Source organism: Bacillus sp. FSL W7-1354 (genome assembly GCF_038002405.1).
GTDB lineage: Bacteria > Bacillota > Bacilli > Bacillales > Bacillaceae > Bacillus > Bacillus paralicheniformis.
Genome location: NZ_JBBOCL010000001.1, coordinates 4,028,871 through 4,050,520 on the forward strand (window position 1 = coordinate 4,028,871; position 21,650 = coordinate 4,050,520).

Here is a 21,650-nt window from a genome sequence, read left to right on the forward strand (position 1 = left end):
TAAGAGACATGGTGATTTCTTATAAATGTCCGGGCTGCGGGGATGACATGGCCTTTGACGCTGACTCCGGCACGCTGGCCTGCCGGAGCTGCGGGAGACAGGACAAGATTGAAAACATTCCGGAAGAATTAAAAACAGCGAGATTTACTGAAGACGAAGCAACAGAATATCATTGCCAAAACTGCGGCGCTATTTTGATCACTGAAAAAGAAACGACGGCTACCTCCTGCAGCTTTTGCGGGGGAGCGGCTGTGATCGCCGACCGCCTGTCCGGAAACCTTGCCCCGGCAAAGGTCATTCCTTTTACGATCAGCAAAGAGGAAGCGGCAGACGCGTTTCGCAAGTGGTGCAGAAAAGGGCTGTTAACACCAAAGGGCTTTATGTCGGCGGACCGGATTAAAAGCATCACAGGCATGTACGTTCCTTTCTGGATGTACGATTTAAACAGCAAAGTGCAGGTCAGCGCCCGCTGCACAAAGGTACATAGGTATACACAGGGCGACTACATCTATACGAAGACCGAACATTATGATGCGTTTCGCGATATCAATCTCGACTACATCAAAGTCCCGGTGGATGCATCAGAAAAGATGAACGATGAATTGATGGACAAATTGGAGCCTTATCCGTATGATCAGCTGAAAGATTTTAAAACGGCCTATTTGGCAGGCTACATCGCTGAAAAATATAATTACGATGATGAAGAGCTTTTTCCGCGGGCGAAAAGCAAAATCAGCGGCTACATCGAGTCATATATCGATTCCACCTTATCCGGATACAGCTCCGTCGATGTGAAAACGAAACACGTCGATACGCAAAAAATGAAAAGCTTTTATGTGCTTTTGCCCGTCTGGATGGTCAATTACAACTACAAACAAAAGGATTACATTTTTGCGATGAACGGACAAACGGGAAAAGTCGTCGGCAAGCCGCCGATCAGCTCATTTAAAGAAAAGATGTGGTTTAGCGGACTGGCTGTCTCCATATTTGCGGTCTGGAAAATCATCGCTGCTGTGATGGGAGGCGGGGCATGATGAGAAATTTATTGAGAAGCGCAATGATCCTATGTATGATTTTCCTTGTCTTCATCCCTATAGCCTCCGGTGCGGCAGCCTCTGAACAGAAGCGGTATGTTTATGATGAAGCCGGGCTTCTGACCAAACAGGAAATCGAGAAGCTGGAGACGCTGGCAGCCAAATTGGGGGCCGAACGGGAAACCGACTTTATCATTGTGACGACCGATGATACGAATGGCCGCGATGTAAAGAAATATGCGGAGGACTTCTATGACGAAAAAGCGCCCGGCTATCAGAAGAAGCATGGAAATGCAGCCGTGTTAACGGTTGATATGGAGCATAGAGAAGTCTATCTTGCCGGCTTTAAAAAGGCTGAAGAATATTTGAATGACGCCAGACTGGACAAAATTAGAGAAAAAATCACGCCGGATATATCTGACAATCATTATGAGGCCGCATTCGAAATGTTTATGAAGGCGGCGTATGATGATATGGAGAAGAAACCATGGGCGGACAGCATCTTTTTTAAGACATGGTTTCAATTGCTTGTGTCAGCAGTCATCGCGGGAATTGCCGTCGCGATTATGAAATACAATTCAGGCGGCAGAGTGACCGTAAGTGCAAACACGTATATGAACGGTGATACATCCGGAGTGATCAGAAAGAATGACGAGTACATCAGAACGACCGTCACAAAACAAAGAAAACCGTCCAATAATAAAAGCTCAGGCGGCGGAACGACGAGCGGAGGACATTCGCACAGCGGCAGCCGGGGAAGCTTTTAGAAAGGGAAAGGAAGAGCTCAATGGTGTTTTTTAAAAATCAATTTGCAAATGTAGTAGAATGGGATGAATTTCGCGATGATATGATTTTCTACAAATGGAACAACCGCGAAATCAAAAAGGGGAGCCGGCTGATCATTCGTCCCGGTCAGGATGCCGTCTTTTTAAACAATGGAAAAATCGAAGGCATATTCCAAGATGAAGGCGACTATGATATTGAATCTGAAATTATTCCTTTTTTATCTACTTTAAAAGGTTTTAAATTTGGCTTTAACAGCGGGATGCGCGCCGAAGTCCTGTTTGTCAATACGAAGGAGTTTACCGTCAAATGGGGGACGAAGAATGCCATCAATATCCCGGCTGCAGGACTACCGGGCGGCATGCCGATCAGAGCGAACGGCACATTTAATTTTAAGGTGAATGATTATGTCGCATTAATCGATAAAATTGCCGGTGTGAAAGATCAGTATGTTGTGGAAGATATCAAAATACGGATCACATCTATCCTTGATCAGCTTTTGATGAAGTGGATCACAAAAGAAGGAAAAGATATGTTCAACCTTCAAGCCAACGCCTTTGATATCGCAAAAGGGATCAAGGAAGACCTTGATATGGAGATTGTCAGCGACGGCATGACGATTACAGGCTTTAACATCATGAGTTTCAATTATCCGAAAGAAATCCAGGACATGATCACGAAGAACGCTTCCCACGGCATGGTCGGCGATCTGAACAGATATCAGCAGATCTCCATGACAGACGGCATGGCGTCAGGAAAGATGACAGGCGGCAGTGCCGCATCCGATATGGCCGGCATGATGATGGGAATGAACGTAGCGAACCAAATGATGAATCAGATGAACCAAAATCAGCAGGCACAGACACCAACGCCCCAAAGCACGCCGCAGGCAGGGGCAAAGCCGAACTTCTGTCCAAACTGCGGAACGAAAACGGGTGAAGCCAACTTCTGTCCGAACTGCGGGCAGAAGCTAGTGTAAGCTGGTATCTTCTTTGTGAATGCATGAATACCAGACCGGCATGATTGCGGCAGACCAAGCTGGAAAACAAATGGAGCAGAAGCTGATCCTGATTCACAAGTCGGATCAATTGCATGATCAGAACGCCCGCCGTATTCTATATATAATAATGTGAGTGCCGGGTGAAAAGAATACGGCATACATCAATCAATGATGTACAGAATAATTAAAGGAAACAATGTGGAGGAAAAGCGACATGGAATTAGGCATCAGCACCTTTGTAGAAACGACCCCTGATATCAAAACCGGAAAAGCCATCAGCCATGCAGAGCGGCTGCGCGAAGTAGTGGAGGAGATCGTCCTTGCCGATCAGGTGGGCTTGGATGTATTCGGAGTTGGAGAGCATCATCGTCAAGATTACGCAGCTTCTTCTCCTGCCGTCGTCCTGGCCGCAGCGGCTGCACAGACGCAGCGCATCAGATTAACGAGCGCGGTCACCGTGCTGTCGTCGGCTGATCCCGTCCGTGTTTTTCAGGATTTTGCGACGCTCGACGGGATTTCAAACGGCAGGGCGGAAATCATGGCGGGCCGAGGGTCTTTCATCGAATCCTTTCCGCTGTTTGGATATGATTTAGATGATTATAATGAGCTCTTTGAAGAAAAGCTTGATCTGCTGCTCGAGCTGCAAAAGTCGGAAAGGGTCACATGGAGCGGCAAACATCGTCCGGCTATTCAAAATACAGGCGTGTACCCGCGCCCTGTGCAGAATCCGCTGCCTGTATGGATCGGAAGCGGCGGAAACCAGGAATCCGTCGTGCGCGCCGGCCTGCTCGGCCTGCCGCTGGTTCTCGCGATTATCGGGGGGAGTCCGCAGCATTTCGCCCCGCTTGTTGAGCTTTATTACAAAGCGGCGGAACATGCAGGGCATGATGCCTCAAAGCTGACAGTCGCTTCCCATTCCCACGGCTTTATTGCGGAGGATACCGAGACGGCCGCCGATCGGTTTTTCCCTTCCACCCAGCAGGCTATGAATACACTTGCGAGGGAGCGGGGCTGGGGGCCGTACAGCCGGTCGAGCTTCGATGCAGCCAGAAGCTTTGAAGGGGCGCTCTATGTAGGCGATCCCGAGACGGTGGCGGAAAAAATTATTCACCTGCGCAAGAATGTCGGGATCACCCGCTTTTTGCTTCACGTTCCGGTCGGTTCGATGCCGCACGAAGATGTCATGAAGGCGATTGAACTTTTTGGAACAAAAACGGCGCCGCTCGTCAGGGAAGAAGTATCCCGCTGGGAGGCAACCGAAAGATCATAATTATAAAAGGCCCGCGCTTTCTTTGCGCGGGCCTTTTATTTCATATAATGCTTTTTGAAATCCGGATGAATCGAAAATTTTCGGCGCAAATGGATCAGGTTTTCGCCGAAACTTTCCTCCAATACCTCTCTGTGCTTCTTCATAATTTCCATCAGATACAGATCATGAATCATCACTTCGGTAATCGGCATCACCAAGCCTACATGCATCGTCCAGGCTGCGCGGCTGTCTTTCCCGTGCGAGACAATGCCGGCCACGACTTCCGAATCGTCGACGCTGAATACAAGCCAGCGTCCGTCGTACTCTTCTGTAATTTGCGTGCTGCTGTCATGGAGATAGACATTGGCGAAATCAGCTTCAATGTCGCCGTACGCAATGATGGTGACGATGACGCCTTTTTTTGCGGCCTGCTTGAGTTCCGGCTCCAATTCAGGAAAATCCTCTTTCCAAATTTCGAGGAGAATCCTTTTTCCGGCTGATGATATGCAAGCCTTTACTTTATCGATAATCTCGCTTCGTCCGGTGATGTTCCAAATATTTTCCCGGTCATTTGCAGTGCGCTCAAACTTCTCGAAATATTTTTCTGCCTGTTCAAAAGTCTCTTCCGCTTTCAGCCGCCGGTTTTTAATCAGTTCCTTGGCGGGAACGGGGATGTACTGCGGTGTGCCGCCGTAGCTGACAAAGATATCGCCGCGGATCACGAGGCTCTCCAGCACTTCGTATATTTTCGACCGGGGAACACCCGATTTTTTTGCCACCGCATAGCCTGTCAGCGGCGATTCTTCCAAAAGCGCCAAGTATGCTTTCGACTCATACTCGGTGAAATTCAGGTTTTTCAGTACGTCTAATATGTTTTCCTTCATAAGCCCTCCAGCTTCAACAAGAGTCGCTACCTTTGTCACTCATATTTTGCTGGATGTATTGATTTATTTCAAGTCCGCTGATACACTTTTTGATAAGTGGTTACTAAAGTAGTCACTATATAAACCAGTATGGGGAGGAGACATCTGATGGATAGCCTGCTGTCATACATATCGATTGCCGCCATGATGGTGGTGATACCAGGAGCAGATACGATGCTTGTGGTGAAAAACACGCTTCGCTACGGGCCGAACGCCGGGCGCTGCAATGTTCTCGGTTTGGCGACAGGGCTTTCTTTCTGGACGCTGATTGCCGTTCTCGGCTTAGCGGTGGTGATTGCGAAATCGGTGATTCTGTTCAATACGATCAAATACTTGGGGGCGGCCTATTTAATATATTTAGGCATTAAAAGCTTTTTCGCGAAAAAAATGTTTTCTTTGGAGGACATACAAGCCGAGAGGAACAAAACCGAAAACGCATCAAGCCGGCATTATAAGGATTCGTTTATGCAAGGATTGTTCAGCAACGTTCTCAATCCGAAAACTGTTTTGGTTTATATCACGATTATGCCTCAATTTATTAATTTAAGAGAAAGCGTCAACCAGCAGTTGATCATCCTCGCTTTAATCCTTACCTTTCTTGCTGTGTTTTGGTTCCTCATCCTCGTATATTTGATCGATTTCGCAAAAAAATGGCTGAGAAGCGTGAAATTCCAGAAGGTCTTTCAAAAAGCCGCGGGGCTGGTGCTTGTCGGGTTTGGCGTTAAAACGGGTTTGGATTGATATCGGATAAGGAGTGAGTTTTGACTCGCTCTTTTTTTGTTTATTTGTCAACAATTATAGGGTGGAATAAGTGAGATAAAACAGATGTCTATGGTTATTCGTTGACATTTTGACAACGGTTCTATATATTTATACCGACTTGGCCTTTTGGCTGATAGATTGATACATTTTTAGTGTGAGAGGAGAAAGGCTCGTGGATGAACAAAAGAAAAATCAGCTGGGGGCGCTGCTGAAAGAGCATTTGCGAAAAAGATCATTATCTTTAAGAGAATTGAGCGAACGCACTCAAATCGATAAAGCGACCATCTCAAGAATCATCAATGGCAAAAGAAAAGCAAACCTGAACCATTTGCAAAGGTTTTCAGAAAGTCTCGGCGTTTCTTTTGATGAGATGATGACAGCGGCCGGCTATGCGATCGAGAAGACGAGGGAAAGCGAACGTCAGGATATTCACTCGTCAGTTGCCGAAATTGAAGATGTTTTGCAAACCTCAAATGTCTATGATCGGTCCTTTACCACGGAAGAACTGAAAAACAAATTGAATGAGTACGAACAATATTCCCAGACGGAGGAAGGAAAGCGTACCATTCTGGCTGAGTTTGAATCCAAAGTCGAGAAAGTCGCCGGCATTGGTCCTTTTCTGACCCGTTTGCACGACATGTACAGCCGATTTACCTCAGGGCGGGGGACGCCGCGTGAATTGCTGCTGATGGGCGGCGCTTTGCTGTATTTCATCGTTTCTGTTGATGTCATACCGGATTATATTTTTCCAATCGGCTATATTGATGATGCCGCAGCGGTTCAATTCGTTTTCAACCAGCTGTCACATAAATCATGATGGAGCATGTTACAGATGAAAAGAAAGCCTATCAACATTGACGTCAGCCTTCTGCTCATTCTATTTTGTTTGTTTATCATCAGTCTGCTGGCCGTTTACAGCGGGTCCGGCCAGTATGAAACACAGGACCCTTTTTATTTTGCGAAACGGCAGGTTTTTTGGTATCTTGTCGGGTTTGGCGTCATGGCGGGAACGGCCTACATCGACTATGAGCTGCTAGAACGATTGGCGCTTCGTTTATTTGCGGGAGCCGTTTTTCTTCTGATTCTCGTTCATTTTTTTGGAACTTATAAAAATGGTTCACAAAGGTGGATCAGCTTCGGAGTCATCGAAATCCAGCCTTCAGAATTTATGAAGATCATTTTGATTCTTCTGTTGGCTTCGATACTCAACCAATTTCAGCATAAAAGGTTCTCCTTCACGGAGAGCATCATACCGACGGGGAAAATCATGGTGTACACGGTGATTCCGTTTTTCTTCATATTGGTACAGCCTGATTTAGGGTCAGCATTGGTGATTTTGTCGATCGCATTCACGTTGATGCTTGTCTCGGGGATTTCGGGGAGAATGATCATGTCCCTGTCGCTTGGATTCATGGGATTGGTCGCCTTTTTGACGTATTTGCACAATCATTACTTTGAGATTTTTTCAAAGATAATTAAGCCTCACCAGCTTGACCGGATATACGGCTGGCTCAGTCCTCATGAACATGCTTCTACATATGGATACCAGCTGACGCAGGCGTTATTGGGGATCGGATCGGGCCAGATGTCAGGAAGCGGCTTTACTCATGGAACCCAAGTGCAGGGAGGGAAGATTCCGGAGGCTCATACCGATTTTATTTTCGCCGTGATTGGTGAAGAATTCGGCTTTTTAGGTGCCGTCACATTAGTCTGTCTCTATTTTCTGATGATCTACAGAATCATCAGGATCGCGATCTCGTCCAACAGTCTGTTCGGTCTTTATATATGTGCGGGGGTTGCGGGGTTGATTGTATTCCAAGTGTTCCAAAATATCGGGATGACGATCGGGTTAATGCCGATCACAGGGCTCGCTCTTCCGTTTATCAGCTATGGCGGCAGCGCGCTGCTGACCAACATGATCGCCTTAGGTCTCGTTTTCAGTGTGAATATCAGATCTAAACATTACATGTTTGGGAATGACTGGGGATGAAGGTGCGCAAAATGATTCTTTTCCATCTAAAGAAACTGGATTATGTATTGATTGCTTCGGTTCTGTTTTTATCCTCGTTTGGCTTGCTGATGGTATACAGTGCCGGCTACCCCCTCGGATATATGAAGTATCATGATGGCAGCTATTTTTTTATGAAGCAGCTGCAGTGGCTGCTCATCGGTTTGACCTTTTTTTCGGCTGCCGTCTTTTTCCCTTACAAAGCTTACAGCAAACTCATCCGTTTTTTGGTGAAGCTTTCTTTTTTGCTGCTGATTCTCGTTTTGCTGCCGGGAATCGGGATGGAGAAAAACAATTCTCAAAGGTGGATTCAACTCGGTTCGCTCATGATCCAGCCGTCCGAGGCTGTGAAGCTTGTGATGGTTATTTATTTCGCCTATGTGTATGCAAAAAAGCAGAGATACATCGCCGATTTTGGAAAGGGCGTCATGCCGCCGCTGATCATTTTGGCCGCTGTGTTTTTTTTGATTTTAAACCAGCCCGACTTGGGCACCGCTGTTTCGATCCTGTTAAGCTGCGGAGCGGTTCTGTTGTGCGCCGGTCTCAGAATACGGCACTTGCTGCTTCTCGGAACAATGGCAGGGGCGGGCATCGCATATTTTGCTATGACAGCGTCGTACCGGTTAAAAAGGCTGACATCGTTCAGCGATCCTTTTCAAAATGAAAACGGAGACGGCTACCAGTTGATCAATTCCTACCTTGCCATTGATTCGGGCGGGGTATGGGGGAATGGATTGGGGAACAGCGTTCAAAAGCTGGGGTTTCTTCCTGAAGCCCATACGGATTTTATCATGGCGGTCATCAGTGAAGAACTCGGCGGTGTCGGGCTGTTGATGATCATCGGGGCCTACCTGTTGATCATGTTCAGAGGTGTTAAGATCGCTGCGCAAATCGATGATCCGTTTGGAAAGCTGCTGGCGGTCGGCATTACATTCCAGATCATGATTCAGGCATTATTTAACCTGGGCGCTGTTTTCGGCCTTCTTCCCATTACCGGAATTCCTCTTCCGTTTGTCAGCTACGGAGGTTCTTCGTTAATGTTCATGCTGACGTCAGCCGGGATATTGGTCAACCTCTCCTCACATGTGAAGCGGGGAGTAAAAAAAGAGGGGCCTTTCTGATGTAGAAAGGCATTTTCCCGATTTTGAAGTTACGATTGACCAGATGATCCTGTCATCAGGAATTTATCTTCTCATATCGCATTTGACCGTGACTCCATTTTTATATAAACGCATCCATATTGATAAATAAAGGAAATCGTGATATATTCAAGGTGTGAAACAGAATAATCTTTAGATGAATGCGTAAACTGAAAAAAACCGGAAGATGCGGCAACATCTCCCGGAAGCAACAGAGAGGCTCCGTAAAAAGGAGTCGGCTCTATTTTTAGATCCCAATTAAAAAGTAAGATCGTCTTGGTGTGGGAATCAAGGGCGATCTTACTTTTTTTTGTCGTTCGATGACAGAATTGCCACGACAAGAATGCCGAAAGAGACCATAAGTTGCAACGCCTCTGATACTGTCACATGCTCACCCCCTTTCTCTCCAAGAGATGGAGGGTGAGCCGACCGCCCTTATATAGAACCGAACTGTTGCTACCCCTTATTATACCAAAAAGAAGAGGCGTTTCCATAAATGCCCTTTGTCAAGTGAATTTGAAAAAACGCAGTTTTTTAAATTTTTGTGGTCAAATACCGCTTTTTAGCCAAAAAACCCTGAAAATTTTTCCGTGCAAAAAAGGCCGGTTCATGAAACCCGGCCTTTTTTGATATGTCTCATTTGTTCATTTATGCGGGACGCGCGGCAAAAATTTGAAAGGTAACGCCGAACGGATCGGTGACAATGCCGTAAGCGGGACTGAAATAAGTCTCCTTCAGCTCAAGCTTGACCTCGCCCCGCTCGCTCAGCTTGCCAAACAGCCGCTTGGCCGAAGAAACGTCAGCTGCCGTTACGCAAATGGACAATTGGTTTCCACTTTGGAAAGGCAGTTCAGGAATGATGTCGGCGATCATCATGACGGCGTCGCCGATTGTCAAAACGGCGTGTGCGATGAAAGCCAATTCGCCATCCTTAAAATTCGCCGCCTCATCTGCGGGGCCTTCGCCAATCGTCTGACTGAACTTTACTTCAGCCTCGAGTACATCACGATAATAATCAATCGCTTCCTTTGCTCTTCCATTCATCAGGATGTAAGGTGTAAATTGCGTTTTCATAGAGCGAACATCTCCTTTTTTTGTTGATCTAAGAAGATTGTATATTATAATGGTGACAACTTATGTCATGGTTAAAAAATGATTGGAGGTTTTCATGTCTAAAGCGAAACGATTGAATGAAATGATCATGATGGTAAACCGGAAAAAACGATTTACGGTCGGGGAGCTGGCGCAGGAATTCGGCGTTTCCAAGAGAACGGTTTTAAGGGATTTGCAAGAGCTCAGCGAAATGGGGGTGCCCCTCTATTCTGAAACCGGCCCCCACGGAGGGTATCAAGTGTTAAATGAAAGGATTCTTCCTCCCATCGCCTTCAGCGAGAACGAAGCGATCGCCATCTTCTTTGCGATCGATGCGCTGAAGCATTATATATCCCTGCCGTTTGACGCTCAGTACGACTCCATCAAAAAGAAATTTTATTTGAACCTTACAGGAGACATCCGGGATGCGATTGACAGTATGAAGGATCGCGTTGCTTTTTATACGCCTTATGAGCAAAAAGACGACATTCCGGTCTTAAAGGTGCTGCTTGAAGCGGCAGTTCAGCAAAAGGTGTTGATCATCGAATATGAAGCAAACGGTGCAGTAAGCAAGAGAAACATTCAGCCGATCGGAATCTATGCCAATCAAGGGAAGTGGTATTGCCCGGCTTACTGTTTTTTAAGACAAGACTACCGCATCTTCAGGTGTGACCGGATTAAGCGGGCCGAGCTTGATGAACATACGGCCCCGCTTGATTTGACCGGTCTTAATTTAAAGAACCGTTTTTCAGCTGTGTCCCGGCCAAGGGAGACATTGGAATTATCAGCGGAGCTGACAAAAAAAGGAGTAGAACGGCACGGTTCACTCAAATGGCCACACCTTGAGCTGGATGTAAAAGAAGACGGGTCCGGCGTGCTGAAAGGAGAGATCGCGCCGAAGGATATTGATTTTTTTGCGGATTATTTCATTTCATTCGGCCGGGAAGCAATTATTCAGAAGCCTTCCGAATTAATCGAAAGGATGAAGCGGACATTATCCGACATGCTGAAACAATACGGCTAAAATGAAGACTCCGGTCAGACTGATCACGAAGACCCCAGCCTGCGTTTTTCCTGCATTTACAGCCCCTCAAAAAAAGCGTGAAGACGCACGTCTCATTCATCATTCCGTTAACGACACTCTCAGGAATTGAGAGTGTCTTATTTTTGCCGTCAGAAGAAATTTTTACCCAAAAAAGTTGACGGGGGATTTAAAAGTGGGTATCATTACAAATATGAAATAAATATTACATTTGTGTTACAAAAGAAAATGATATGTTACGAGTTTAAAAGAAGATTGACAAAGGAGCATGCTTATGAAAAAAGCGATGGCTATTTTAGGATTCCTTGTACTCACAGCATCGCTGCTATTCATCATCAATAAAGGAACATCTCAAATAAACGCTTCACAAAATAGAAAAGCCGCGATTCACACGGAATATTACAAAGACATCAGTTCGCTTTCTTTTCCGGTATTCAGCGATTTGAAGGAAGAAGATGCCCAGCTGGCCAACGAAGCGGTAAAACATCATTTAAAAAACTCTTATAAAGAATTTCAAAAAATCGTTAAAGATGCCGAAAAGAAGGATAAGGACGAGGAGAACGTCTATGAAACGTCCTACAAAGTCAAATACAACGAGGAAGGCAAACTGAGCTTTTTAATCTATGACTATCAGTTCTCCGGCGGCGCGCACGGCATGTACACCGCTACATCCTACAACTTTGACTTTGACAAGCGCAAACAAGTCGTGCTGACTGACGTATTAAACAATCAGGCAAAAATCGAAAAAGCAAAAAACTATATTTTCAGCTATATCAACGAACATCCGGAACAGTTTTATTCTGATCTTAAAAAGAGCGATATCCGCTTGGATGAACACACGGCTTTCTATTATACAAGCAGCGGAATTTCAATTGTATTTCAGCAGTATGATATCGCCCCGTATGCGGCCGGAAATCAGGAAATAAAGCTTCCGTCGACGCTTTTATATTAGTCCCGGTATGAGAAACAATATTTGTAATAGAAACAGAGAAAGCAAGTCATGAAACAGGAGAGTGAGCAGCGATGTCTGGCAAACCATCATTTCGATGGGTTAAAATGTTGATTTTTTTAACGATATTAATAGGTTTGGCGGGGTACTCTTACAATAAGGTGTCAAGCAACAGTCAAGAGCCCCCTCAACCAAAAAAAGACGGCGGACAATCCGGCCTCGGCGTCGAATCCATGGTCAGCGACAGCAAACAAGAGCGGTATGCCATCCACTATCCGGTATTTCGCATAAAAGAAATCGATGAACAAATAAAAGATTATGTGAATCAAGAATTGGCCAGTTTTAAAGAGGATAATGCAAAGGCCCAGGCTCAGCATGAAGACGGGCCTTTTGAACTGAACATCAAATATAAGGTTGTCTATTACACAAAAGATGCAGCCAGTGTGGTGCTGAATCAATACATAGAGGCCGGGGGCGTTTCGGGTACAACGTCTGTCAAGACGTTTAACGCCGATTTAAAACAGAAAAAGCTGCTGTCCCTTCAAGACCTGTTCGAAGAAAATTCAGATTTTCTGAACAGGATTTCAAGCATTGCCTATCAGGAATTGAAAAATCGGAATCCGTCTGCCGACACGGCTTTATTAAAAGAAGGGACAAGCCCTCAGGAAGAGCATTTCAGCCGCTTCGCGCTTCTGGAAAACGAAGTCGAATTTTATTTTGAGAAAAAACAAACCGGTCTTGAGCAGTCTGTAAAAATAAAAAAAGAATGGGTAAAAGATATTTTAAAAGACCAATATCAGGATATGAAAAAGAGCCGTCTTCAGGCCAAACGAGAGCAGGAGCCTGTCCCCCTTCCGAAACAGGCGAAAATAAATCCTGATGAAAAAGTGATTGCTCTCACATTTGATGACGGCCCGAATCCCGCTACAACGAATAAAATATTGAATGCTTTACAAAAGCATGAAGGGCATGCGACCTTCTTTGTGCTTGGAAGCAGAGCCCAATATTATCCCGAAACGATAAAACGGATGCTGAAGGAAGGAAACGAAGTCGGCAACCATTCCTGGGACCATCCGTTATTGACAAGGCTGTCAAATGAAAAAGCGTATCAGGAAATTAACGACACGCAAGAAATGATCGAAAAAATCAGCGGACACCAGCCGGCACACTTGCGCCCTCCATATGGCGGAATCAATGATTCCGTCCGCTCGCTTTCCAATCTGAAGGTCTCGTTGTGGGATGTTGATCCGGAAGATTGGAAGTACAGAAATAAACAAAAGATTGTCAATCATGTCATGAGTCATGCGGGAGACGGAAAAATCGTCTTAATGCACGATATTTATGCAACGTCCGCAGAAGCGGCGGAAGAGATTATTAAAAAGCTGAAAGCAAAGGGCTATCAATTGGTAACTGTATCTCAGCTTGAAGAAGTGAAGAAGCAGAGAGGATATTGAATAAATGAGAAGAAAGCGCCATATCGGCGCTTTTCTGTTGCAAGAAAATATAGGGAAAACGATATTTGTTAAAAATTCCAAATATTTATACAATAGCATGTGTTTCACTTTGAAAGGGGAGAGGAAAATCATGAAACAACACAAACGGCTTTATGCCCGATTGCTGCCGCTGTTATTTGCGCTCATCTTCTTGCTGCCTCACTCTGCAGCAGCGGCGGCAAGTCTTAATGGGACGCTGATGCAGTATTTTGAGTGGTACATGCCAAATGATGGCCAACATTGGAAACGCTTACAAAATGACTCGGCATATTTGGCTGAACACGGTATTACTGCCGTCTGGATTCCCCCGGCATATAAGGGAACGAGTCAAGACGATGTAGGCTACGGCGCTTACGATCTGTATGATTTAGGGGAGTTTCATCAAAAAGGGACGGTTCGGACAAAGTACGGCACAAAGGGAGAACTGCAATCTGCGATCAACAGTCTTCATTCCCGGGACATCAACGTTTACGGCGATGTAGTCATCAACCACAAAGGCGGCGCTGATGCGACCGAAGATGTAACGGCTGTTGAAGTCGATCCCGCCGACCGCAACCGCGTAACATCAGGAGAACAGCGAATCAAAGCGTGGACACATTTTCAATTCCCGGGGCGCGGCAGCACATACAGCGATTTCAAATGGCATTGGTACCATTTTGACGGAACCGATTGGGACGAGTCCCGAAAGCTGAACCGCATCTATAAGTTTCAAGGAAAGGCATGGGATTGGGAAGTTTCCAATGAAAACGGCAACTATGATTACTTGATGTATGCCGACATCGATTATGATCATCCTGATGTCACGGCAGAAATAAAGAGATGGGGAACGTGGTATGCCAATGAGCTGCAATTGGACGGATTCCGCCTTGATGCCGTCAAACACATTAAATTTTCTTTTTTGCGGGATTGGGTCAATCATGTCAGGGAAAAAACAGGAAAGGAAATGTTTACGGTAGCCGAATATTGGCAGAATGACTTAGGTGCGCTGGAAAACTATTTGAACAAAACAAACTTTAATCATTCAGTGTTTGACGTGCCGCTTCATTACCAGTTCCATGCTGCATCGACACAGGGAGGCGGCTATGATATGAGGAAATTGCTGAACGGAACAGTCGTTTCCAAGCATCCTGTGAAAGCGGTTACGTTTGTTGATAACCATGATACACAGCCGGGGCAATCGCTTGAGTCGACTGTCCAAACATGGTTTAAGCCGCTGGCTTACGCTTTTATTTTGACAAGAGAAGCAGGCTACCCGCAGATTTTCTACGGGGATATGTACGGGACGAAAGGAGCCTCGCAGCGCGAAATTCCTGCCCTGAAACACAAAATCGAACCGATCTTAAAAGCGAGAAAACAATATGCGTACGGAGCACAGCATGATTATTTCGATCATCATAACATTGTCGGCTGGACGAGAGAAGGCGACAGCTCGGTTGTAAATTCCGGTTTGGCGGCGTTAATAACAGACGGACCCGGCGGGACAAAGCGAATGTATGTCGGCCGGCAAAACGCCGGTGAGACATGGCATGACATCACCGGAAACCGTTCCGATTCTGTTGTCATCAATGCAGAAGGCTGGGGAGAGTTTCACGTAAACGGCGGATCGGTTTCGATCTATGTTCAAAGATAGAAGAAAAGAGTGATAGGACGGATTTCCTAAAGGAAATCCGTTTTTTTATTTTCTCCTTCTTATAAAATTTCTTTGATTCCATCTTATAATTAATTTTAACAAGGTGTCATCAGCCCTCAGAAAGGACTAGCTGACAGTTTGAATCGTATAGGTAAGGCGGGGATGAAATGGCAACGTTATCTGATGTAGCAAAGAAAGCAAATGTGTCGAAAATGACGGTATCGCGGGTGATCAATCATCCTGAGACTGTGACGGATGAATTGAAAAAGCTTGTTCATTCCGCAATGAAGGAGCTCAATTATATACCGAACTATGCAGCAAGAGCGCTCGTTCAAAACAGAACACAGGTCGTCAAGCTGCTCATACTGGAAGAAATGGATACGACTGAACCTTATTATATGAACCTGTTAACGGGAATCAGCCGCGAGCTGGATCGTCACCATTATGCTTTGCAGCTTGTCACAAGGAAATCTCTCAATATCGGCCAGTGTGACGGCATTATAGCGACGGGGTTGAGAAAAGCCGATTTTGAAGGGCTGATTAAAGTATTTGAAAAGCCTGTCGTTGTATTTGGCCAAAATGAAATGGGCTATGATTTTATTGATGTTAACAATGAAAAAGGTACCTATATGGCAACACGCCACGTCATTGGGCTGGGCGTCCGCAATGTCGTCTTTTTTGGAATCGATTTGGATGAACCCTTTGAACGGTCAAGGGAAAAAGGCTACCTTCAGGCGATGGAAGGCAGTCTGAAAAAAGCGGCGATTTTCCGGATGGAAAACAGTTCGAAAAAAAGTGAAGCACGCGCACTGGAAGTGCTGGCATCCCTTGATGCACCGGCAGCCGTGGTTTGCGCTTCCGACCGCATCGCGATCGGGGTCATCCGCGCGGCGCAATCGCTCGGCAAAAAAATTCCGGAAGATGTCGCGGTTACCGGCTATGACGGGGTGTTTCTCGACCGGATCGCTTCGCCTCGCCTGACGACGATCAGACAGCCTGTTGTTGAAATGGGAGAGGCTTGCGCCAGAATCCTGCTGAAAAAAATCAATGAAGACGGAGCGTCGCAAGGCAATCAATTTTTTGAGCCGGAACTTATTGTCCGGGAATCGACTTTGTAAGGGTCTCATTCTGTTACCGGTAACAAGCTGAAAATGATTGTTCCTGTTATGCCGTCATGATAATTTCAGAATAAAAGCCGGTTTATCACAGCCGGACAACCAAAAAGGGGGAAACATGATGGAATATGCAGCGATTCATCATCAGCCTTTCAGCTCTGATGCCTATTCTTACGATGGAAGGACATTGCACATCAAAATCCGTACAAAAAAGAATGATGCCGATCACGTACGCTTCATTTGGGGAGATCCTTACGAATACACCGGTGGCACATGGAAAGCGAACGACCTTGCGATGGCGAAAATTGCCGCGACAAGCACGCATGATTACTGGTTTGCCGAAGTGGCGCCACCATTCAGGCGTCTGCAATACGGGTTTATCCTTACAGGCGCTGATGGTCAAGACACTTTTTACGGAAGCAGTGGTGCCTGTCCGTTTGCCGGAAAAGCGGCAGATATGGCCAAGTACTGTTTTAAATTTCCGTTTGTTCATGAGGCAGATACGTTTAATGCACCTGACTGGGTCAAATCAACCGTCTGGTATCAAATTTTTCCGGAGCGCTTTGCCAGCGGCCGAGAGGATTTGTCTCCGGAAAACGCTTTGCCGTGGGGAAGCAAGGACCCCGAGGTGGCCGATTTTTTCGGAGGGGATTTGCAGGGGATCATAAACAAACTGGACTATCTGGAAGACTTGGGGGTAGGCGGCATTTATTTGACGCCGATCTTTGCCGCGCCTTCCAACCATAAATACGATACATTGGACTATTGCTCGATCGATCCGCATTTTGGCGATGAGGGACTCTTTCGCACGCTGGTCAGCCGGCTTCACGAGCGGGGAATGAAGATCATGCTTGACGCTGTTTTTAATCACATCGGCAGCGCTTCGCGAGAGTGGCAGGATGTCGTCAAAAACGGTGAAAAGTCCCGTTATAAAGACTGGTTTCATGTTCATTCTTTCCCTGTTAAAGAAGGCGGCTACGATACATTTGCGTTTACGCCCGAGATGCCGAAGCTCAATACCGCCAACCCGGAAGTTCAGGCTTATTTACTTGATATCGCGCTGTACTGGATACGCGAATTTGATATCGACGGCTGGCGTTTGGATGTGGCGAATGAAGTCGATCATGCGTTTTGGAAGAAGTTCCGTCAAGCCGTTACTGCAGAAAATCCCGACATTTTTATATTGGGCGAAATCTGGCATCAGGCTGATCCGTGGCTTAGAGGAGACGAATTTCATTCGGTTATGAACTACCCGTTCACAGAACCGATGATTGACTATTTTGCAGACGGATCGATTTCAGCTTCGCAAATGGCGAGCCGCATCAATTCGCATCTCATGAGCGGGATGAAGCAGGTCAATGAGGTGATGTTTAATTTGCTGGACAGCCATGACACGAAGCGGATTTTGACAAGATGCGGAGGAGATGAGAAAAAAGTACGCTCTCTTTTGGCATTTATGTTTGCTCAGACAGGCTCGCCGTGCATTTATTACGGAACCGAAATCGGGCTGGACGGCGGGGATGACCCATTGTGCCGGAAGTGCATGGTTTGGGAAGAAGAGAAACAGAATCAAGAGATGCTCACATTTATGAAACGGCTGATCGCTTTGCGAAAACAAGAAAATGATGTATTGACATATGGAGCGCTCGAGTGGAGGCTGGTTGACGACGAAAACGATTTTGTCAGTTTTTCCCGAACGGATGAAGGAAAAGAGCTGATCTACTTCTTCCACCAGGGCAGCGAGGTGCGCCGTGTCAGATTGCGGGATTTGAAGATTGCAAGCGACAAAAGAATATATGATGTGTGGTCGGAAGAAGCGCTCCATCATGATGATGCGGTCGACATACAGCCAGGCGGGTTTTTCATTTTGGGGGCGGTTTAAATTCTGTTACCGGTAACAGAATTTAAACTATTGTAACCGCTTTCTATCGAGGATTACAATTGTCTCAGATTCTAAGATAGAAGGGGGAAAAAAGATGCAACATTTAAAAAAAGGATTTTTAGCGATGCTGGCGACAGTTCTGCTGTTCGGTCTTGCCGCCTGTTCAAGTTCAAAGGAAACGGGGGGCAACGGCGGGAAAAAAGTGCTGACCGTGTCTGTAGAAGAGGTCTATAAACCTTACGTTGAAAGCATAAAGGAAGGTTTTGAAAAAGAGAATGATGTGACAGTCAAAATTGTTGAAAAGCCAATGTTCGATCAGCTTGAAGCGCTTCCTCTTGACGGCCCGGCAGGCAATGCGCCCGATGTCATGCTTGCGGCATACGACCGTATCGGCGGCTTAGGACAGCAAGGGCATTTGCTGGAAGTCAAACCGTCTGAGACTAAAAGCTTCGGCGACAAAGAAATGCAGCAAGTAACAGTTGACGGAAAAGTCTACGGAATCCCGCTTGTTATTGAAACTCTCGTACTCTATTACAATAAAGACCTGTTAAAAGCGCCGCCAAAAACCTTTAACGAGCTTGAGGATTTAACAAAAGACAAGAGGTTCGCTTTTTCTTCGGAAAAAGGAAAATCGACCGCTTTTCTCGCAAAGTGGACGGACTTTTACATGTCATACGGTTTAATGGCGGGATACGGGGGATATGTATTCGGAGCTGACGGCACGGATTCCGGAGACATCGGTCTGAACAACAAGGGGGCCGTGGAAGCGGTGGAATACGCCGAGAAATGGTTCAGTGAATATTGGCCGAAAGGCATGCAGGACAATACGAGCGCTGACGATTTTATCCAGCAGACCTTTATGGACGGAAAAGCAGCTGCTGTTATCGGAGGTCCATGGTCGGCTTCCAATTATAAAGAAGCCGGTTTGAACTACGGTGCCGCGAAAATCCCGACATTGCCAAACGGAAAAGAATATGCTCCGTTTGCAGGCGGAAAAGGCTGGGTCGCCTCTAAATATACGAAAGAGGCAGAGCTTGCTGAAAAGTGGCTGCAATATGCCGCAAATGACGAAAATGCTTACCGTTATTATGAAGATACGAGCGAAGTTCCGGCCAACCTCGCCGCACGAAAAAAAGCAGGGGAGCAAAAAAGCGAGCTGACGTCGGCGGTCATCACACAATACGAAACGGCGACTCCGACTCCGAACATTCCGGAGATGGCCGAGGTGTGGACAGGTGCAGAAAGCCTGATATTTGACGCGGCAGCAGGGAAAAAATCGGCACAGCAATCAGCGGATGATGCCGTCCGTGTAATTAAAGAAAACATTAAAGAAAAGTATGTGAAATAAAACGGCGGTTTTAGCGTCCGGAAGAATAGAGGGCGAAAAAAATGAACAAAGACCAAACACTTGCAAAACGGAGCCGGAAGGCAGCGCTGTTATCGATTATTCCCGGTGCTGGCCAGATTGCAAACCGGCAGTTTTCAAAGGGGATCCTTTTTCTTGTCATCACAGGCTTGTTTATTTGTGAGTTAGCGGTTTTCGGTTATCAGGCGCTGATCGGCCTCGCGACGCTGGGGACTGTCCCGGGAGAAGATCACTCGCTGTTTCTGTTGATAGAGGGCACGCTGCAATTGATATTGACGCTCGTTTTTCTGATGTTTTACATCTTTAATCTGTATGATGCCCGGAAGACCGCCGCGATGAAAGCGGCGGGTTTGAAAATCAGCGAGACGGCCGGGGACATGATCAGAAATGCAGGTGACAAAGGGTTTCCGTATTTATTTACGCTGCCGGCATACCTCATGATGGTGTTTGTAATTATTTTTCCGGTGCTGGTGACTCTGTTTATCGCGTTTACAAACTACGATTTTTATCATATTCCGCCTAACAGTCTCATCGACTGGGTCGGCTTTAAAAATTTCATGAATATCTTTTTCCTTGGCTCGTATCGGCAAACATTCGCCGATGTACTGGGCTGGACGATCATCTGGACGATCTGTGCGACAACGCTGCAAATTGTTCTCGGCATCGTGACAGCGTTGGTCGTCAATCAAAACTTTATTAAAGGCAAGCGGATGTTCCGGATCATTTTCCTGCTTCCGTGGGCCGTTCCGGCATTTATTACGATTATGAGCTTTGCCAACATTTTTAATGACTCGGCGGGCGCGATGAACGTCCAAGTGATCCCGCTTTTGAACCAGCTCCCGTTCGTCGATATCCCGGCTGTCGCATGGAAGACCGATCCGTTCTGGACGAAGACGGCTTTGATTATGATTCAGACGTGGCTGGGTTTTCCATACATTTATGTCATGGTGACAGGGGTGCTTCAGGCGATTCCCGGAGAGCTTTATGAAGCGGCAAAAATTGACGGCGCGACATTTATTCAGCGCTTTAAACACATTACGCTGCCGATGATTTTATTTGCGACCGCACCGGTGATGATTACCCAGTATACGTTTAATTTCAATAACTTCTCGATCATCTATTTATTTAATGAGGGCGGTCCGGGAAGTGTGGGGGCCGGAGCCGGGTCAACCGACATCTTAATATCCTGGATCTATAAGCTGACGACGGGAACGTCGCCGCAGTATTCCGTGGCGGCTGCTGTCACACTGCTCATTTCTTTCATTGTCATCGGGGTTTCCCTGATTGCTTTTAAGAAATCGAATGCCTTTGGCAATGAGGAGGTCATGTAGATGAGAGGGATTTTCAAAAATACGCGGTTCACCGGGATGCTGAACAAGGTTTTGACCTATATATTTTTAACGTTTTTAAGCATCGTGATTATTTATCCGCTTTTGATTACGGCATCATCCGCATTTCGGGTCGGGAATGTAGCGGCTTTTACACTCGATTTTTCGGGCCAATGGACATTGGACCACTTTAAGCGGCTGTTTGAAGAGACGCTTTACCTCAACTGGTACGGAAATACGCTTGTGATCGCGCTGTCTGTCATGGTGTTCCAGGTGACGATTGTGACGCTTGCCGGCTATACGTACAGCCGCTACCGGTTTGCGGGCCGAAAAAAGAGTCTCATTTTCTTTTTGATCATTCAAATGGTGCCGACGATGGCGGCGCTGACCGCTTTTTACGTCCTGGCCATGCTGATCGGAGCTTTGGACCAATATTGGTTTTTAACTGCAATCTATATCGGCGGCGGAATTCCGATGAACACATGGCTGATGAAGGGCTACTTTGATACAGTGCCTAGAGAAATCGATGAAGCGGCGCGGATTGACGGAGCGGGGCACCTGCGGATCTTTGCTTCGGTCGTTCTGCCGCTTGTGAAACCGATGCTTGCTGTCCAGGCGCTGTGGGCGTTTATGGGGCCGTTCGGCGACTATCTGCTGGCGAAATTTCTGCTTCGCTCGCCGGAAAGCCTGACCATCGCCGTCGGTTTGCAGACATTCATCTCCAATCCGCAGCAGCAAAAAGTCGCGCTGTTTGCAGCGGGCGCGATTCTTGCGGCTCTGCCGATTTGCATCTTGTTCTTCTTTCTCCAAAAGAACTTTGTGTCCGGTTTGACATCCGGCGGAACGAAGGGATAA

General features: G+C 46.4%; 20 protein-coding genes. 17 read left to right on the forward strand and 3 right to left on the reverse strand.

Going from position 1 to position 21,650, the window contains the following annotated elements; genetic code table 11:
- Positions 1–8: 8 nt before the first annotated feature.
- The 4 genes from MKZ04_RS20370 to MKZ04_RS20385 all read left to right on the forward strand — a co-directional run bounded on the left by MKZ04_RS20370 (position 9) and on the right by MKZ04_RS20385 (position 4,087).
- Entirely contained in the window at positions 9–1,034 is a 1,026-nt protein-coding gene (locus MKZ04_RS20370) for a TFIIB-type zinc ribbon-containing protein (RefSeq protein WP_149169528.1), read from the forward strand.
- Positions 1,034–1,801, forward strand: coding sequence for a TPM domain-containing protein (locus MKZ04_RS20375; protein ID WP_023855550.1), 768 nt, complete (start codon positions 1,034–1,036; stop codon positions 1,799–1,801). The genes MKZ04_RS20370 and MKZ04_RS20375 overlap by 1 nt, the downstream gene beginning before the upstream one ends.
- A 20-nt stretch (positions 1,802–1,821) precedes the next feature.
- Positions 1,822–2,796, forward strand: coding sequence for an SPFH domain-containing protein (locus MKZ04_RS20380; RefSeq protein ID WP_101561712.1), 975 nt, complete (start codon positions 1,822–1,824; stop codon positions 2,794–2,796).
- Between the two features lie 235 nt (positions 2,797–3,031).
- Positions 3,032–4,087: an LLM class flavin-dependent oxidoreductase gene (locus MKZ04_RS20385; RefSeq protein WP_039073308.1), complete on the forward strand. Its 1,056-nt coding sequence runs from the start codon at positions 3,032–3,034 to the stop codon at positions 4,085–4,087.
- Between the two features lie 35 nt (positions 4,088–4,122).
- On the opposite strand, the gene MKZ04_RS20390 is transcribed toward MKZ04_RS20385, so the two are convergent.
- Positions 4,123–4,950 (reverse strand): TrmB family transcriptional regulator, encoded by an 828-nt coding sequence (locus MKZ04_RS20390; RefSeq protein ID WP_020450386.1) that lies wholly within the window; start codon positions 4,948–4,950, stop codon positions 4,123–4,125.
- A 147-nt stretch (positions 4,951–5,097) separates the two neighbouring features.
- Here MKZ04_RS20390 and MKZ04_RS20395 point away from each other — a divergent pair, with 147 nt between their 5' ends.
- The 4 genes from MKZ04_RS20395 to ftsW all read left to right on the forward strand — a co-directional run bounded on the left by MKZ04_RS20395 (position 5,098) and on the right by ftsW (position 8,880).
- Positions 5,098–5,730: a homoserine/threonine efflux transporter gene (locus MKZ04_RS20395; protein WP_149169529.1), complete on the forward strand. Its 633-nt coding sequence runs from the start codon at positions 5,098–5,100 to the stop codon at positions 5,728–5,730.
- A 193-nt stretch (positions 5,731–5,923) separates the two neighbouring features.
- Positions 5,924–6,568 (forward strand): helix-turn-helix domain-containing protein, encoded by a 645-nt coding sequence (locus tag MKZ04_RS20400; RefSeq protein ID WP_020450388.1) that lies wholly within the window; start codon positions 5,924–5,926, stop codon positions 6,566–6,568.
- A gap of 15 nt (positions 6,569–6,583) precedes the next feature.
- Positions 6,584–7,741, forward strand: a complete 1,158-nt coding sequence (rodA, locus tag MKZ04_RS20405; RefSeq protein ID WP_020450389.1) for a rod shape-determining protein RodA — start codon at positions 6,584–6,586, stop codon at positions 7,739–7,741.
- Entirely contained in the window at positions 7,738–8,880 is a 1,143-nt protein-coding gene (gene ftsW / locus MKZ04_RS20410; protein ID WP_065643588.1) for a putative lipid II flippase FtsW, read from the forward strand. Before rodA ends, ftsW begins: the two co-directional genes overlap by 4 nt.
- A gap of 318 nt (positions 8,881–9,198) precedes the next feature.
- Here ftsW and MKZ04_RS21850 read toward each other — a convergent pair whose 3' ends face one another.
- Both MKZ04_RS21850 and MKZ04_RS20415 read right to left on the reverse strand, forming a co-directional pair.
- Positions 9,199–9,285: a putative holin-like toxin gene (locus MKZ04_RS21850; RefSeq protein ID WP_003179417.1), complete on the reverse strand. Its 87-nt coding sequence runs from the start codon at positions 9,283–9,285 to the stop codon at positions 9,199–9,201.
- Between the two features lie 261 nt (positions 9,286–9,546).
- Positions 9,547–9,972, reverse strand: coding sequence for a VOC family protein (locus tag MKZ04_RS20415; protein ID WP_026578960.1), 426 nt, complete (start codon positions 9,970–9,972; stop codon positions 9,547–9,549).
- 94 nt (positions 9,973–10,066) lie between these two features.
- On the opposite strand from MKZ04_RS20415, the gene MKZ04_RS20420 reads away from it, so the two are divergent.
- The 9 genes from MKZ04_RS20420 to MKZ04_RS20460 all read left to right on the forward strand — a co-directional run bounded on the left by MKZ04_RS20420 (position 10,067) and on the right by MKZ04_RS20460 (position 21,650).
- Positions 10,067–11,014: a helix-turn-helix transcriptional regulator gene (locus tag MKZ04_RS20420; protein ID WP_026578959.1), complete on the forward strand. Its 948-nt coding sequence runs from the start codon at positions 10,067–10,069 to the stop codon at positions 11,012–11,014.
- 292 nt (positions 11,015–11,306) lie between these two features.
- Complete coding sequence (locus MKZ04_RS20425; protein WP_035337087.1) at positions 11,307–11,984, forward strand: DUF3298 and DUF4163 domain-containing protein; 678 nt, start codon at positions 11,307–11,309, stop codon at positions 11,982–11,984.
- Positions 11,985–12,055: 71 nt separating this feature from the next.
- On the forward strand, positions 12,056–13,435 hold the full coding sequence (locus MKZ04_RS20430; RefSeq protein ID WP_105979234.1) for a polysaccharide deacetylase family protein: 1,380 nt from the start codon (positions 12,056–12,058) through the stop codon (positions 13,433–13,435).
- Between the two features lie 130 nt (positions 13,436–13,565).
- Positions 13,566–15,104, forward strand: coding sequence for an alpha-amylase (gene amyS, locus MKZ04_RS20435; protein WP_341046898.1), 1,539 nt, complete (start codon positions 13,566–13,568; stop codon positions 15,102–15,104).
- 167 nt (positions 15,105–15,271) lie between these two features.
- On the forward strand, positions 15,272–16,222 hold the full coding sequence (locus MKZ04_RS20440) for a LacI family DNA-binding transcriptional regulator (RefSeq protein ID WP_023855561.1): 951 nt from the start codon (positions 15,272–15,274) through the stop codon (positions 16,220–16,222).
- Positions 16,223–16,337: 115 nt separating this feature from the next.
- On the forward strand, positions 16,338–18,101 hold the full coding sequence (locus MKZ04_RS20445; RefSeq protein ID WP_341046899.1) for a glycoside hydrolase family 13 protein: 1,764 nt from the start codon (positions 16,338–16,340) through the stop codon (positions 18,099–18,101).
- 94 nt (positions 18,102–18,195) lie between these two features.
- Entirely contained in the window at positions 18,196–19,449 is a 1,254-nt protein-coding gene (locus MKZ04_RS20450) for an extracellular solute-binding protein (RefSeq protein ID WP_341046901.1), read from the forward strand.
- 41 nt (positions 19,450–19,490) lie between these two features.
- The gene (locus tag MKZ04_RS20455) at positions 19,491–20,798 is read left to right on the forward strand and encodes a carbohydrate ABC transporter permease (protein WP_095292988.1); all 1,308 of its coding nucleotides are present in this window, start codon (positions 19,491–19,493) and stop codon (positions 20,796–20,798) included.
- Complete coding sequence (locus MKZ04_RS20460; protein WP_023855564.1) at positions 20,799–21,650, forward strand: sugar ABC transporter permease; 852 nt, start codon at positions 20,799–20,801, stop codon at positions 21,648–21,650.